The sequence below is a fragment of the Nocardia arizonensis genome (assembly GCF_001310275.1).
Lineage (GTDB): Bacteria > Actinomycetota > Actinomycetes > Mycobacteriales > Mycobacteriaceae > Nocardia > Nocardia arizonensis.
The window spans coordinates 54,596-70,809 of the sequence record NZ_LGYZ01000057.1 but is presented as its reverse complement, the minus strand read 5'-3'; the positions used below and the strand labels follow the sequence as shown (position 1 = coordinate 70,809).

At 69.3% G+C, this 16,214-nt stretch carries 8 protein-coding genes; 5 read left to right on the top strand and 3 right to left on the bottom strand.

Annotated elements, in window-relative coordinates:
- Nucleotides 1–93 precede the first annotated feature (93 nt).
- Entirely contained in the window at nt 94–1,737 is a 1,644-nt protein-coding gene (locus APZ21_RS10610) for a serine/threonine-protein kinase (protein WP_054813087.1), read from the bottom strand.
- A 381-nt stretch (nt 1,738–2,118) separates the two neighbouring features.
- Nucleotides 2,119–5,715 (bottom strand): methionine synthase, encoded by a 3,597-nt coding sequence (gene metH / locus APZ21_RS10605; RefSeq protein ID WP_054813086.1) that lies wholly within the window; start codon nt 5,713–5,715, stop codon nt 2,119–2,121.
- Nucleotides 5,716–5,920: 205 nt separating this feature from the next.
- On the opposite strand from metH, the gene APZ21_RS10600 reads away from it, so the two are divergent.
- Nucleotides 5,921–6,805 carry a PAC2 family protein gene (locus APZ21_RS10600; protein ID WP_054813085.1) on the top strand — a complete coding sequence of 295 codons (885 nt, stop codon included), beginning with the start codon at nt 5,921–5,923 and terminating at the stop codon, nt 6,803–6,805.
- A 97-nt stretch (nt 6,806–6,902) separates the two neighbouring features.
- Here the strand turns inward: APZ21_RS10600 and APZ21_RS10595 are convergent, their stop codons facing one another.
- The gene (locus APZ21_RS10595; RefSeq protein ID WP_054813084.1) at nt 6,903–7,238 is read right to left on the bottom strand and encodes a hypothetical protein; all 336 of its coding nucleotides are present in this window, start codon (nt 7,236–7,238) and stop codon (nt 6,903–6,905) included.
- 397 nt (nt 7,239–7,635) lie between these two features.
- Here APZ21_RS10595 and APZ21_RS10590 point away from each other — a divergent pair, with 397 nt between their 5' ends.
- The 4 genes from APZ21_RS10590 to APZ21_RS10575 all read left to right on the top strand — a co-directional run bounded on the left by APZ21_RS10590 (nt 7,636) and on the right by APZ21_RS10575 (nt 16,184).
- Entirely contained in the window at nt 7,636–8,775 is a 1,140-nt protein-coding gene (locus APZ21_RS10590; protein WP_054813189.1) for a hypothetical protein, read from the top strand.
- Between the two features lie 124 nt (nt 8,776–8,899).
- Nucleotides 8,900–10,612, top strand: coding sequence for a TIGR02677 family protein (locus tag APZ21_RS10585; RefSeq protein WP_082392999.1), 1,713 nt, complete (start codon nt 8,900–8,902; stop codon nt 10,610–10,612).
- Nucleotides 10,612–11,967 carry a DUF2398 family protein gene (locus APZ21_RS10580; protein ID WP_054813188.1) on the top strand — a complete coding sequence of 452 codons (1,356 nt, stop codon included), beginning with the start codon at nt 10,612–10,614 and terminating at the stop codon, nt 11,965–11,967. Before APZ21_RS10585 ends, APZ21_RS10580 begins: the two co-directional genes overlap by 1 nt.
- Nucleotides 11,968–11,969: 2 nt before the next feature.
- Nucleotides 11,970–16,184, top strand: a complete 4,215-nt coding sequence (locus APZ21_RS10575) for a TIGR02680 family protein (RefSeq protein WP_054813083.1) — start codon at nt 11,970–11,972, stop codon at nt 16,182–16,184.
- The last annotated feature ends 30 nt before the right edge of the window (nt 16,185–16,214 follow it).

Sequence of the window (16,214 nt, the reverse complement as noted above, 5' to 3'; positions counted from 1 at the left end):
ACAGCCTATCGACAACACGGAACCGCCCGGGTCGATGCCCCGGGGAGCGAGGACACCGCCGGGATGCGATATCCGACGCGATTCAGCGGCCCGTCAGGTGCTCGAGGCGGTGATGACCAGGCGGCCACCCTCCGAAGCGACCCGGAACCAACGGTTCTCGGTGGAGGTGCTGCCATCGGATTTGACGTAGGTGAGCGAGGCCGTGGCGCTGTCGCCGCCGCCGGGCGTCACACCGTTGACCCGCACCGAACGAATCGAGGACCAGAAGGAGCTGTAGACGCCGTATCCGCCGGTCTGCGCCTGATACGCCGGTGAAAGTTGGGTCCACGCGCCCGAGATATTACCGGGCAGCATGCCGTAGTAGCCCTGGATGAAGTTGGCGATGCCTTCCGGGGTCGGTGGTCCGGCCGTGGTGGTCACGGTGGTGGTCGTCGTGGTCGGCGGCGTGGTGGTGGTGGGCGAGGTCCGCGGCGCCGAGGACGGTTCGGCCTGCCCCTGCCTGCCGTCCATGATCGATCCGCCGCCCGCTTCCGGGGCCGCGGCGGGGGTGCTCGGCACGGAAGGCGCGGCGGTCTGATCGGAATTGTCACGCTTCTGTACGACGACCACGAGGACGATGACGATCAGCAATGCCACCACCGCCGCCGCGGCCACACCGAACAGTCGCTTGTCAGCACCGCCGCCGGCCGCCGGAGCGGTGGCCGCGGGCAAGGTCTCCGGCCGCACGGGGGGCGGAGTCGTCACAGGTCGAGCTGGAACGGGGCCGGTCTCCGGCGGCTGGGGCGGACCGGTGGTCACCGACTTCGACACGACCTCGGTGGCGTCGCGGTCGTTCGGCAGCACCGTGGTGGCGGCCGCGACCGTTCCCGGCGGCGGCAGCACCTTGGTCGCGGCCGGTGCGGCGGCCAAGGCCGGTGCGCGACCCGCCGCCACCGCTTCCAGTGCCTGTTTGGCCTCCGACATGGTCAGGCGGGATTCTATGGTGGCGGTGAGCAGGCGCATCAGCACCGGGGTCAGCTCACCGGCCCGCCGAGGCGGCGGAATCTCGCCCCGCGCCACCGCGTGCAGCACCGCCAGCGGATTATCGCCCTCGCCGAACGGAGGTGCGCCCTCGACGGCGGCGTAGAGGGTGGAGCCGAGAGCGAACACGTCCGAGGCCGGCTCGGGATTCTCGCCGCGCGCCACCTCCGGCGCGAGATAGGCGGGCGTGCCCGCGAGGAATCCGGTGGCGGTGACCGTCACGTCGCCGACCGCGCGGGAGATGCCGAAGTCGGTGATCTTCACCGTGCCGTCGTCGGCGACGAGCAGATTGGCGGGTTTGACGTCGCGGTGCATGATGCCCGCGGCGTGGGCCGCCGACAGCGCGGCCGCGGCCTGCGCCCCGATGCGGGCGACCTCGAGCGGCGGCAGCGTGCGCTTACCGGACAGCCGCGCCGCCAGACTCGGCGCGTCCATGAACTCCATGACCAGCCAGGGCTGACCGTCCTCCTCGGCCACGTCGAAGACGGTGATGGCGTTGGGATGGTGCAGCCGGGCCGCGATGCGGCCCTCCCGCATCGCGCGAAGTTTGGCTTCCAGTGCCTGCGATCCGGTCAGGTGCGGAGCCAGCAGCAGCTGTTTGACGGCCACCGTGCGGCGCAGCCGAATATCGGTGCCGCGCCACACCACTCCCATGGCGCCGCTGCCGATGGGATCGGTGAGCCGATACCGTCCAGCGATCAACCGCTCCGCCGTCATCTGGTCGCGCCCTCCTGCTTGACACCGAGCCATCCAGCACATCCGCGGGTCGGACCGTCCGGGCCGACCCGAAAATCCTACTCGCCGTTGTGCTTTGCCATCCGAACAGCTCAGCGTTCGCATCCGCCGACTGCTACGGATGCAGCAACACAGTCGACAATGACATATCCGACCGACAGACATCCAGCCGCGACACGGCGGGTCCGCGGATCGGGTCGCCGAGTCCGTGCGGCCGACAGGCGCGCGCCCGGACACAACGGACATGCCCTCGTGCGATATCCCATGGACACCAGCGCATTACCCATGTCAGCGATGTTCACGCGCCGCACTTCCGGCACACGACCGGAAATGTCGGTGACCACCGTCACAGGACGGCGGAACTCAGGCGTTGAAGTACTTCGCCTCGGGATGCAGGAGCACGAACGCGTCGGTGGACTGCTCGGGATGCAACTGCAACTCCTCCGAGAGCACCACGCCGATCCTGTCCGCCCCGAGCAGATCCACCAGTGCGGCCCGATCCTCGAGATCCGGGCAGGCGCCGTAGCCGAAGGAGTAGCGCGCGCCCCGGTATCCGAGCTTGAAGTACTCCTGTACGTCGGAGGGATCGGAGTCGGCCACGGCGTGACCCTCGAGCACCAGTTCCTCGCGAATCCGGCGGTGCCAGTACTCGGCGAGCGCCTCGGTGAGTTGGACGCCGATGCCGTGGACCTCGAGGTAATCGCGATAGTTGTCGCTCGCGAAGAGTTGGTTGGCGAAATCGGCGATGGGCTGCCCCATCGTCACCAGCTGGAACGGCAGCACATCCACCTGACCGGTCTCGCGCGCCGCCTGCCGCGACCGCAAGAAATCGGCGATGCACAGGAAGCGGTCGCGCTGCTGACGCGGGAAGGTGAACCGGTAGCGCTGGGCGGCATCGGGTTCCGGATCGGTCAGCACGACCACGTCGTCGCCCTCGGAGACCGCGGGGAAGTACCCATAGACCACCGCGGCGTGCTGGAGGACGCCCTCGGTGGACAGCCGGTCCAGCCAGTACCGCAGCCGCGGCCTGCCCTCGGATTCGACCAGTTCCTCGTAGCCGGGCCCCTCACCGCCGCGCTGACCGCGCAGGCCCCACTGCCCCAGGAAAAGCGCCCGCTCGTCGAGCAGACCCGAATATTCGTGCAGTGCCAGACCTTTCACGACCCGCGTGCCCCAGAACGGCGGAACCGGCACGGGCAGATCCGCCGCGACGTCCGAACGCGCGGGGACCTGCACCGGCACCTCCGCGGCCTTGCGCCGCTCGGCGATGCGCTTGGAGCGTTCGTGGCGGGCCTTGCGCTCGGCGGCCTTCTCGCGTTCGGCGATGGCCTCGGGGCTGTGCGGATCGAGTCCGCCGCCGCGTTTGACGGTCATGATCTCGTCCATGAGCCGCAGGCCCTCGAAGGCGTCGCGCGCGTAGTGCACCTCGCCCGCGTACACATCGGTGAGATCGTTCTCGACATAGGCGCGGGTCAGCGCCGCGCCGCCGAGCAGTACCGGGAACTGGTCGGCCACTCCCCTGGCGTTGAGCTCCTCGAGGTTCTCCTTCATGACCACCGTCGACTTGACCAGCAGTCCCGACATGCCGATCACATCGGCCTTCTTGTCCACCGCGGCGTCGAGAATGGTCGCGATCGGCTGTTTGATACCGAGATTGACGACCTCGTAGCCGTTGTTGGACAGGATGATGTCGACCAGGTTCTTGCCGATATCGTGCACATCCCCCTTGACGGTGGCGAGCACGATCCGGCCCTTGCCGGAATCGTCGGTGGATTCCATATGCGGTTCCAGATACGCCACCGCCGACTTCATGACCTCCGCCGATTGCAGGACGAACGGAAGCTGCATCTGACCGGAGCCGAACAGTTCGCCGACCGTCTTCATCCCGGCGAGCAGGGTCTCGTTGATGATGCGCAGCGGCGGCACCTCGGCCATCGCGGCGTCGAGGTCGGCCTCGATCCCGGCCTTCTCGCCGTCCACGATGCGCCGCTCGAGACGTTCGAACAGCGGCAGCGCGGCCAGTTCCTCGGCGCGCGAGGCTCGCGACGACGCCGCGGACACGCCTTCGAACAGGCCCATCAGTGTCTGGAGCGGGTCGTAGTCGTCGGTGCGGCGGTCGTAGACCAGATCCAGCGCCGTCCGGCGCTGTTCCTCCGGAATGCGGGCCATGGGCAGAATCTTGGAGGCGTGCACGATGGCCGAATCCAGTCCGGCCTGCACGCATTCGTGCATGAACACCGAGTTCAGCACCTGCCGGGCCGCCGGATTCAGACCGAAGGAGATATTCGACAGACCGAGCGTCGTCTGCACCTCGGGGTGGCGGCGCTTGAGTTCGCGAATGGCCTCGATGGTCTCGATGCCGTCGCGGCGCGACTCCTCCTGACCGGTGCCGAGGGTGAAGGTGAGCGTGTCGATGATGATGTCGCTCTCCAGCAGTCCCCAGTTGCCGGTGATGTCGGCGATCAGCCGCTCGGCGATCTCCACCTTCTTCTCGGCGGTGCGGGCCTGACCTTCCTCGTCGATGGTCAGCGCGACCACCGCCGCCCCGTGTTCGGCGACGAGTGCCATGGTCTGCTGGAAACGCGATTCCGGTCCGGCGCCGTCCTCGTAGTTCACCGAGTTGACCGCGCAGCGCCCGCCCAGGTGCTCCAGGCCGACCCGCAGCACCGGGGTCTCGGTGGAGTCGAGCATGATCGGCAGGGTCGAGGCGGTGGCCAGGCGCCCGGCCAGCGCCGCCATATCGGCGGTGCCGTCGCGGCCGACATAGTCGACGCACAGATCGAGCACATGGGCGCCGTCGCGGGTCTGGTCCTTGGCGATGTCGAGGCATTTCTGCCAGTCCTCGGCCAGCATGGCCTCGCGGAACGCCTTGGAGCCGTTGGCGTTCGTGCGCTCGCCGATCATGAGGATCGAGGCGTCCTGCTCGAACGGCACCGCCGTGTACATGCTCGACACACTCGGCTCGTGGGTGGTGTGGCGGCGTTCGGCGGGGGCGGGCAGGGTCGGTTCCACTTCGCGCACCGCCTCGGCGACCCGGCGGATGTGCTCGGGCGTGGTACCGCAGCAGCCGCCGACCAGGGCGAGTCCGAATTCGGCGACGAATCCGCGCAGCGCCGTCGCCAGTTCCTCGGGCGTGAGCGGATACTCCGCCCCGTCGGCGCCGAGCACCGGCAGACCGGCGTTCGGCATCACCGACACCGGAATCCGCGCGTGCCGCGACAGGTGGCGCAGATGTTCGCTCATCTCGTCGGGGCCGGTCGCGCAGTTCAACCCGATCACGTCGATGCCGAGCGGCTCCAGCGCCGTGAGCGCCGCGCCGATCTCGCTGCCGACCAGCATGGTGCCGGTGGTCTCCACGGTGACGTGGGTGATGATCGGAATGCGGCGGCCCGCCGCCGTCATGGCGCGGCGGCTGCCGGTGACCGCCGCCTTGACCTGGAGCAGGTCCTGGCAGGTCTCGATGAGGATGGCGTCGGCCCCGCCGTCGAGCATGCCGAGGGCGGCCTCGGTGTAGGCGTCGCGCAGCGCGGTGTATGGCGCGTGGCCGAGGGTGGGCAGTTTGGTACCCGGCCCCATCGACCCGAGCACGTACCGGGGGGCGCCGTCGGCGCCGGGCCCCATCTCGTCGGCGACCTCGCGCGCGAGACGGGTGCCGCGTTCGGACAGGTCGCGGATGCGGTCGGCGATGTCGTAGTCGGCCAGGTTCGGGAGATTGCAGCCGAAGGTATTGGTCTCGACCGCGTCGGCGCCCGCCTCGAAATAGGCCCGGTGGATGTGGCGCAGCACGTCGGGACGGGTTTCGTTGAGGATCTCGTTACAGCCCTCCAACCCGCGGAAATCGTCGAGGGTGAGATCCGCGGCCTGCAACATCGTGCCCATCGCACCGTCGCCGATGACGACACGCCGGGACAACGTATCGAGAAGCGTGGTGTCGAACGCGGGAAAGTCGGACGCAGGCATGGCTCACAGCCTAGTGGGAGGGACCGACACGAGAGGCGGGCATCCACCCGCGCAGCGCCGGTTCGTGTGCCGCGCCACATTCGGACCGGGCAGCCGGTCTCTTGCGCCGGGAATCCTTCGGACCGGAAATTTTCCGTCGAACAGTCGGGCGAGAACCGATCGCGTCGCGTGCACGCCGATCCTTCACAGACATTAGGCTGACCGGGTGAACCCCAGTGAAACTCCCGATTCGGAACTGCCGACGTTGCGGGATCCGGTGCTGGTCGCGGCCTTCGAGGGCTGGAACGACGCGGGCGATGCCGCCAGCGGCGCCGTCGAGCATCTGGAACTGATCTGGGACGCCGAGCCGCTAGCGGAACTCGATTCCGAGGACTACTACGACTACCAGGTCAACCGGCCAACGGTGCGCCAGGTCGACGGCGTGACCAGGGAGATCCAATGGCCGTCCACGATGTTGTCGGTGTGCTCGCCCCCGGGCAGCGACCGCGACGTGGTGTTGCTGCGCGGCATCGAACCGAATATGCGCTGGCGCAGCTTCTGCGCTGACCTGCTGGAATTCATCGAACAGCTCGGCGTCCAGACCGTCGTCATCCTCGGCGCGCTGCTGGCCGATACACCGCACACGCGGCCGGTGCCGGTCACCGGATCGGCCTACAGCAAGGAGGCCGCCGAACGCTTCAGCCTCGAGCAGACCCGCTACGAGGGCCCGACCGGCATCACCGGTGTCCTCCAGGATCAGTGCGTGAAAGCGGGGGTGCCCGCGGTGTCGTTCTGGGCCGCCGTCCCGCACTACGTGTCACAGCCGCCCAATCCCAAGGCGACCATCGCCCTGCTGCACCGCGTGGAGGACGTCCTCGATATCGAGGTGCCGCTGGGCGAGCTACCCAAGCAGGCCGAGGACTGGGAGACCGCGGTCAACGAGATGACCGTCGGCGACGAGGAGATCAGTGAATACGTGCGCTCGCTCGAGGAGCGCGGCGACGCGGCGATCGATCTGAACGACACCATGGCCAAGATCGACGGCGACGCCATCGCGGCGGAATTCGAAAAGTACCTGCGCAGACGCGGTCCGGGCAGCTTCGGACTGTAAACGCCTCGGGGCCGGAGATTTCCGGCCCCGAACTTATCTACCGACCGGTTTGTCTTCGCGGGTCGGAGGTCGACTCCCCCCCGCGGACCCACTCGACTCAGGCGCCTATCGCCCGGTGCGACTCGGCCATGCTCTCGATCGTCCACACACGGGCCGCGGCTTCCCGCGCCAGCTTCGCGATCAGCATGTCACGTGGAATCGTCTGTCCCGCAAGGTGATCGAGCGAGGGCACCACCACGTGATGCGCGTCAGCGCGCCGCAGTTCCCGCGTCAATTCCGCGAAGGCCGTGCCGTCGCCCGAAGCCGACTCGTGGAAGGTGGCCGCGAAGCAGAGTCCTTCTTCCCGGGCGAGGGTGCTCATCGCCGCCTCGAGCTCCTCGCCGTGGCCCTCGGCCAGATCGTCGCGCACGTATCCATAGATCAACGCTTCCACCCGAACCTCCGTTTGGATTGGGTCGCTGTTCTCTTGTTTGGATCACCCCGCACGCGGGGTACCGCGGAGATGGAGCACACGGTCGAGCAAACCGGCGCGAGACCGAAATCCGGTGTCGCGGCTAACCGTAGGAGCATGGCGCCGACCGCCCACCGTCCTGCGAATCGGGCCGGTCCTTCGCCGAGCAACCTGTCCGCTCTCCTCAAGGATCACGGACGCAATAGTGCGGATGCAGATGTCAACCCACTGACATCCATATGCCCTATACGGACCACCAATTGTTAACTGGTGCGATACTACAAGGGTGTCCTACGGTGACGATCGACCAGTCTGGGCAGTCCGTATGCGTTCCGAACGTGATGCCAGGGGGTGGTCACAAGCAGATGCGGTGCGAGTCATGCGCGCCAAGTCCTCACACAACCTACCGACAGACAGTACGCTGCTACGTAACTGGCGCCGCTGGGAGTCGGGCGAATCACGCCCCGACGACTTCTATGCCCCTATCATCGCAGCCACCTTCGACACCGTGACGGCCGCCTTCTTCCCGAAGGCGCGGCCGAATCGCGACGACGAGCTACTGTCGGCGACCGGCATGGATACCCTCGAATTCATCGGCAGACTGCGGATGTCGGATGTTTCGGCCTCGACGCTCGACGCCATTCGCATCACCGCCGAGCGACTTTGCTGCGAATACCCGCACGCCGATCCGCACGATCTACATACCGAGGGCACGGCGTGGTTGCGCCGCATCACTTCGCTACTGGACGGTCGACTTACGCTGGCGCAGCATCGCGAAATCCTCGTCCTCGCGGGATGGGTCGCCCTGCTGGTCGGCTGCGTCGACTACGACCTCGGCCGACGCACCTCCGCCGAGGCCACCCGCCGCGCCGCCGCCTCGCTCGGCCGCGAGGCCGACCATCCCGAGATCACCGGCTGGGCAGCGGAAATGGCGGCCTGGTTCGCACTGACCCAGGGCAACTACCGCGGCGCCATCGAGGCGTGCGACGCCGCACCCGAGGACTGCGCGAATCTCGGTGTCGGCGTTCAACTCGCGGCGCAACGCGCCAAGGCATGGGCGCGCATCGGCGACGCGGCCCGCGCCGAGAGCGCGCTCCGGGCGGGCCGGGCGATTCTCGACCGCCTCGACCACCCCACCGAACTCGACAACCATTTCGTCGTCGACCCCCAGAAATTCGACTTCTACGCCATGGACTGTTCCCGGGTCGCGGGCGACAACCGCATGGCCGAGACCCACGCCCGCGAAGTCATCCACGCATCCACCAACGCCGACGGCACCGTGCGCAACCCCATGCGCGTGGCAGAGGCCCGCCTCACCCTCGCCGTGGTCGCGGTACGTGACAAGGATCTCGAACGCGCCATCCACGAGGGCACTCTCGCCTTCGCCGGGAAACGCCGCTCCCTGCCCTCCCTCATGTGGATCGCGGGCGAGACCGCCCGAGAACTCATCGAGTTCTATCCGAGCGACCCACGCACCCTCGGCTACCTCGACCAGTTGCGTTCACTGTCCACGGAATGACGATCGACCGGTTCGTATTGGGATGACGGGGAGGACCTTGCCACGCCGAACGCGGGTTCTCCGTGCGGGTAGCGATCGGCCCGCTACTACCCTGGTGCCGGTGACCGAATCCGTCGACGGGCCGATGTGCGCCGAAAGTGCCGCTTGGGATGAGCGGTTGCGGCTGTTCTCGTTCGCCACGGCGGAGAAGCGGGCCGAGTACGTGTGGGTGTTGCGGGCATTCGACCGGGCGCGCGCGGCGTATGTGGTGTTGTTGCACGCCGACGATGTGGCGGACTGGATTCGGCGGGAGGAGGGCGACGGTGCGCGGGAGGTGATCTCGGCGGTCGAGATCGGGGTGTTGTTGGAGCAATTGCACAGGTGGGGGGTTCTGGAGCGCAGCTACGACGGGACCAGGGCGGCGACCTTGGCGGAGTATCGCAATCGGCACTACGTGTATCAGTTCTCGCAGGCGGGATTCCGGGCGTATCGGGCGGTGGCGGGAGTGCTGAACGCGCGGCTGGACGAGGCGTCGCTGTCGCGTCTGGTGCTGCCGGAGTTGCTGGCCGATCTCGGAGTGCTGGCGCGAGCGAATCGGGCGGGTGACGCGGAGTCGGTGTACCGGACGCTGCGCAGGCTGGACGCGGCATTGACGGATATGGCGGCGCGGGCGGCGCATTTCTATCTGTCACTGGGGGATCTGGTGCGGACCACCGAAATCACCCCGGAGGCGTTTCTCGCGCACAAGGACGCGCTACTGGCCCATATGCGGGAGTTCAGCATGGATCTGGCCCGGTTCGCGCCGCGGTTGGCGGCGGCGATCGGGGAGGTCGAGGAGACGGGGGTGGAGGAGTTGGTGGCGCGGGCGGCGGCCTGTGACGAGCGGGTGTTGTCGAGTGCGGCCCAGCGGCGGGCGGATTGGTCGGCGCGGTGGAACGGTCTGCGGACCTGGTTCGTGACCTCGGAGTCGGGGCGGACCGAGGGTGAGTCCACGGAGGCGGACCGGCTGCGGGAGGCGACGATGAGCGCCATCGCGGCGGTGCTGTCGCTGCTGCGGCGGGTCACCGAGACGCGGCGCGGCGGGGTGAGCAGGGAATCGGCGCTGGTGCATCTCGCGGGGTGGTTCACCGCCGCGCCCACCGCCGAGAGCGCGCACGCGCTGTTCGACGCGGTCTTCGGACTCGGCCGCCCCCGGCACCTGGCGATGGAACATCAGGACGCCGACGGCATCGCGCCGATCCGGTCCTGGTGGGAGGCGCCCCCGCTGGAGATCTCGCGCACCCTCGCCGAAACGGGCCGTCCGCCTTCGGCGGGCGCACCCGCGCGAATCCAACGCAACGACGCGAGTATCCGGCGACTACGCGCGTCGCAGCTCGCCGCCCAGCGCGCTCGCGCCGAAGCGGCCGCGTCGCTCGCCTCCGCCGACATATACGGGCGCGAGCTGGACGACCGGGAGGCCGAGGTGCTGCTGCGTCTGATCGACGCGGCGTCGACCGCGTGGGTCCCGGTGAGCGGGCGGGTGAACAGCACGACGGGTTCCGACAGCGGCGTCACCCTCACCGTCACCCCCCACACCGGATCGACGGCGGTGCGCACCGCGCGCGGCCTGCTCTATCTGAACAACCGCCGACTGGACGTGCGCCCCAACCGCCCCGCCGGCGCGGCGAAGGTCGAATCCTCGATCGGGCGCGACCCGACGCGGCCCGTCTCGGAAACCGTCGACGCGTCGCGATCCCGGGACACGAACCACCGATTCCCGGGGCGGCGCGCGGGAGATGGCGCACCGGCGGTGAACACGATGCGCGGCGGCACGACCGCCGCGGTCGAGCCGAGCGAAACCCGCGGGAGCGCTTCATGATCCACGCGCACCGTATAAATGCCCTCGCCTTGGACAACTACCAGCGCGCCGCGCGGGTGATCCTCGCCAACCACCTGATCACCAGGACCTATCCCGACCGCATCGCCCTGCCGCTGATCCGCCGCTGGGCCACGGAACTGCGCGAGGACCTGGCCGAACTGTTCGGCTACCGCCTCGAGGTGACCGAAACCACGGCCCGCCTGTTCCCGGTGGTCGATCGCCTCGACGTGGGCAGACCGGCCCGCACGGTCAACGACCGCGTCTTCGACCGGCGTCGCTACGCCTATTTGGCCCTGGCTCTGGCGGCGCTGGGCCGGGCGGGCGATCAGATCACCTTGTCGGAACTGGCCGAACAGGTCTCGGCTTATACGGGCCGGGTCGACGGACTCGACCTGGCCACCGACCGTGCCGCGGATCGCGACGCGTTCGTCGACGCCGTCGGCTGGCTCGCGACCAGGGGCGCGATCACCCTCGCCGACGGCGACGCGGGCGGCTGGGCATCCGATCCCGACGTGGGTGAGGCGCTCTACGACATCGACCGCCCGGTGATCTTCGCACTGTTCCGCCCGCCGCACGCCCTCCAGCACCTGCGCAGCGTCGAAGGACTGCTCGAGGATCGCGGCACCCGCCAGGCGGCGGACGCGGCGCGACGGGTGCGTCGTCACCTGGTCGAACGGCCCGTGGTCTACGCCGAGGATCTGCACCCGGCGGAGCGAGATCTGCTGGCGCGGGAACGCCTGGTCGCCGAGGTGGAACTGTTCACCGGCCTCACGGCCGAGCGGCGCGCGGAGGGCGTGGCGCTGATCGACTCCTCGGGCAGGCTCTCCGATATCCGCTTTCCGGGCACCGGAACCTTGGCGCAGGTCGCGCTGCTTCTCGTCGGTGAGATCGCCGATCGAGTACTGGATACCGACAATCCGCCGCCGCGTCGCCCGCCCGCGCCGGACCCGTCGGCGGCACTGGTCGGCCAACTCGACGACGCCATTCCCGAATCCACGGTCTTCACGGCACTGGCCGACCCGGCCGCCGATGGCGCGACACCCGAGGACGCCGCGGATGACGCCACGGTGACCTACCCGTTCATCGATTCCGCGTGGGTCCGCGACACGGTCCAGGCGCTCACCGACCGCTACGGCGCCACCTTCGCCGCGCAATGGCAGGCCGATGTCGCGGGCCTCACGGCGGAGGTCGGCGCGCTGCTGAGCCGGCTGCGTCTGGTCCAGCCGGTCGCCGACGGTCTGCTGGTGCTGCCCGCACTGGCCCGCTATCGCGGCGCGGTGGTCACCGTCCGCACGCGCCGGGCCGAACAACTCTTCGTCACCGCCGCCGATACGGCGGGCACGGAAGGGATCTGAACATGTCCGTCATCCACGGTGGAGTACGTTTCATCCCGACCCGCGCGGGCATCGTGAACCTCTGGGACTACCGCGACCAGGAATTCTGTTTCGCCGACGGCAGACTGGTGCTGCGCGGCCCCAATGGTTCGGGCAAGACCAAGGCGCTCGAGGTGCTGTTCCCGTTCGTGCTCGACGGCCGGATCGAACCGCGCAGGCTCAACCCGTTCGCGGGTGAGGAACGCACGATGAAGTCGAATCTGCTGTACCGCAAGCAGGAGTCGGCCTACTCGTATGTGTGGATGGAGTTCGCGCGCGGCCGGTGGGCGGATCCCGAGACGGTGACCGTCGGCATCGGAATGCGCGCGAGCCGGTCCTCGGACAAGGTCACCCGCTGGTATTTCGTCGCCGACGGACGGGTCGGTGTCGACTTCTCGCTCATCGGCCCCGATGATCGCCCGCTGACCCGCAAACAACTCGCCGAGCAGATCGGCACCGACGCCATCGTGGACCGGCCGGTGGAATACCGCGCGGCCATCGACGCGCGCATGTTCGGACTCGGCGCGCAGCGCTACGACCAGTTGATCAATCTCATTCTCACCCTGCGCCGTCCGCAGCTGGCGAAGAATCTCGATCCGCGCGGACTGTCGCAGGCGCTGACCGACGGCCTGCGTCCGCTCGATGACCAGCTGATCCTGGACGCGGCGCGTTCCTTCAGCGATATGGAGGAGGTCGGCCGCACGCTCGAGGGTCTCGTGCAGGCCGACGCGGCGACCCGGACCTTTGTCGAGGTTTATCGCGAATATCTCGCGGTGCAGGCGAAGACGGATGTCGATCAGGTGCGGAACCGGCTGGACGCGGTGAACCACGCCGGTGCCGCGCTGTTCGCCGCCACCGCACTGCGGCAGCGGCGCGAGGCGGAGCGGATGGCCGCGCAGGCGCGCGCCGAGGACGCCGACCGCGCCTACGAGCAGGCCATGACCGATCGCGAAACCCTCCAGCGTTCCAGCGCCTACGAGGGCAAACAGCAGCTCGACGATCTCGCCGACGCGGTGCGCGGACTGGAGAGCTCGGCGAGTGCGCACCGCGACAAGGCGCTCAAGGCCGATCAGACCCTCGACCAGCGCGCCCAGGAAGCCGAACGCGCCCGCACCGCCGTCGAGCAGGCCGCCGCGGCATTGGCCCGTAGCGAGGACGAATTGCGCGCCGCCGCCGAACAGGCGGGTATCGCGTGGACCCCGCCCGCCGAGAATGCCCGCGGCGACGCGCTCGTCGCGACCGTGCGGGCGCGGGCCGAGGAACGCGACGCCGATGTGCGTGCGGTGCGCGCCGCGTCGGGCTTGCTGGACTCCGCCGCGACGGAACGGCGACGAGCCGAACGGGCCGCCGAACGGGCGGTCGGGGCGCGGCAGACGGCGGCGGCCGAGGTCGCGGCGGCGGAGGCGGCGGTGGAACTGGCGCGCGCCGAGACCGCCGCGGCATTGCGGACATGGTGGGATCGGCACCGGGAGATCTACGCCCCACTGGGCAACGACTTGTTCGAGGCATTGAACGCGGCTCTGGCGGCCGCCGGATCGGAGGACGCGGTCGGACTCGCCGAGGTGCTATCGGAACGGGTCGAACCGCTGGCCGAGGAGATCCGGGCGCGCCGTCAGGAGGCCGGGGCGCGGGTGCGGGCGGCCGAGGAGCGGATCGCGCAGGTGCGCGCCGAATACGAGCGGGTGACGGCGTGCCGTGCCGACGCACCGCCCCCGGCGAGCACCGGAACCGATGAGCGCGCGAATCGGGCGGGAGCGCCGCTGTGGCGGCTTGTCCGGTTCGCCGATGATGTCGACGCGGCCCACGCCGCGGGTATCGAGGCCGCGCTGCACGCGGCGGGACTGCTGGATGCCTGGGTGTGCGGGGAGGCCGAGCGGCCCGCGGACTTCCGCTCGGACAGATTTCTGATCCCATTGCCCGCCGACGCGCGCCCGACGGGTCGGACCCTCGCCGATGTGCTTGTGGTCGAGGAGGATTGCGATGAGTTCACGGTGCCGCGCACGATGGTCACGCAGGTGCTCGCCTCCGTCGCGCTCACCGAGGGCGATCCGACCGGTCCCGAAGTCGCGATCGGGCTCGAAGGCGGATTCCGGCAGGGCGTGCAACTCGGCCGCAACCGCAAGTCCGATGCCGAATTCATCGGCGCGACCGCACGCGCGCGCCGTCGCGCATCGCGCGCGGCCGAATGCGACGCCGAACGCGCGGCCGCCGAGGCCGAACGGGATCGGGCCGCCGCCGAGGTCGCGCGGGCCGATGCCGCATCGGGTCGGCTGACCGCCGCGGCGAAGGCATTGCCGCGTCCCGCGGCGGTGACGGGCGCCCTGCGCGCGGTCGCCGAATGCGCGGGCATGATGCGATCGCGCTCAGAGACCGCCGCGCAGGCCGAGCGCGAACTCGACCACGCGGTCGCCGAGACCGCCGCGGTGGAGAAGAAGGTGCGCGCAGTGGCCGCCGAACACCGCGCCCCGCGGGCGGCTCGCGAGATCGACGCGCTGGCCGCCGCCATCCGGCATTTCGAGAACACCGGCAACGGCCTGCTGCGTGCGCGCGCCGATCACGACCGCGAGCGCGAACGTGAACGCGAGGCCGCCGACCGCTACGACGAGGCCCGCGACCTCGCCGAAGCCTTCGCGGAGGAAGCCGAGGCCGCCCGCGCGGGCTATGAGGAGCAGGTGCGCAAACTCGAAACCCTGCGCGAAGCGCTCGGCGCGGGCGCCGCCGATATCGACCGCGAACTCGAGGCCGCCCGCACGCGCATCGAGACGACAAGGGCCGAACAGAAATCCGCGCGCAGGGCCGCCAATTCGGCGATCGAGGCGGTCGGCGATGCCGAGGCCGCCTACCGGACCGCGCACGAATCGCTCGGCACGGCACTGACCGAAGTGCTCGCCGAGGTGAGGGCCCTCGCCCCCTACGCCCAACCCGACCTGCTGCGACTGCTCGGCGCACCCGACACGACTCGGTGGCCGGGCAGCGAGGCGGCCTGGTCGACGCCGGAACAGTTGCTGTATCGGATCTCGCGGGCGGATTCGGAAGCCGAACCGCGGGTGTTGCCCGCCGAGGTCGCGACGCTGTTCGCGGATCTGACCGCGGCCACGGCCTCGGTGCGGGCCGGGGACGCCGCGCGCAAGTCCACGCGCAGCGCCGTGACCACGGCTCTTCAAGAATTCGACGCGGCCTTGGCCGCTTCCGGACGCGACTACCGGCTGCACTGGGACGCCGCCGACGGACTCACCGTCGTCCAAGTCCAGGACGAACACGGAATATGCGCGCTCGCCGATTTCGCGCACCGCATCGATCGCGCCCGCCACGATCAGGAACTGCTGCTCACCGACGCCGAACGGCGCATACTCGAGGATGCCCTGCTGGCCGGTCTCGCCCAGCAGATCCACGAACGCACCAGTGACGCACGCGATCTCATCGCCAGGATGGGTGCGGAGATGAAACAGCGGCGTATGTCCTCCGGCAACACCATCGGCGTGCACTGGCTGCTGGCCGACACCCTCTCCGACGCCGCCCGGGCCATGTGCAAACTGCTCGACCGGGACGTCTCGGGCCTGAGCGCCGAGGACCTGGCCGCGGTGCGCGCCCACTTCGCCGCCGAGATCCGCGCCGCCCGTGCCGCCCACCCGGAACGCTCCTATCCGGAAATCCTCGCCGCCGCATTGGATTACCGCACGTGGCGGGTGTTCTCGTTCACCCTGGTCTCCGTCGACGGCAGCGAGGAGAGACTGACCGTCGCCCGGCACAGCGCCCTGTCCGGCGGCGAACAGTCGGTGTCGCTGCACCTGCCGCTGTTCGCCGCGGCACACGTCATGCTCGACTCCGCCGACCCGCAGGCCCCCCGCCTGCTGGCGCTCGACGAGGCGTTCGCGGGCGTCGACGACAACGGCCGCAGCGAATTGCTCGGCCTCAGTGTCCAATTCGATCTCGACCTGTTCATGACCGGCTACGACCTGTGGATCACCTACGCCCACGTCCCCGGCTGCGCCCACTACGACCTGGCGCACTCCGCGGCCGAGAACACCGTCAGCGCGACGCTACTGGTCTGGGACAGTGGTGAACTGCTCGCCGAACACGACGGCGGGGACCTCACCGCCGCTCTCGGCTCACCGGACCGCCGCCGCGTCCCGGCCGGTATAGAGGGCGGTCTCCCCTTGGACGATATGCCGGGCGTACCGAGTCCGGTCGGCGGCTGACTCCGCCGATTCGCGGCCGTCCAGCGGAAT

Excerpts from the sequence above, each read along its gene's own strand:
- APZ21_RS10610 (WP_054813087.1), bottom strand. The coding sequence starts at position 1,737 with ATGACGGCGGAGCGGTTGATCGCTGGACGGTATCGGCTCACCGATCCC.
- metH (WP_054813086.1), bottom strand. The coding sequence starts at position 5,715 with ATGCCTGCGTCCGACTTTCCCGCGTTCGACACCACGCTTCTCGATACG.
- APZ21_RS10590 (WP_054813189.1), top strand. The coding sequence starts at position 7,636 with ATGCGCGCCAAGTCCTCACACAACCTACCGACAGACAGTACGCTGCTA.
- APZ21_RS10585 (WP_082392999.1), top strand. The coding sequence starts at position 8,900 with ATGTGCGCCGAAAGTGCCGCTTGGGATGAGCGGTTGCGGCTGTTCTCG.
- APZ21_RS10575 (WP_054813083.1), top strand. The coding sequence starts at position 11,970 with ATGTCCGTCATCCACGGTGGAGTACGTTTCATCCCGACCCGCGCGGGC.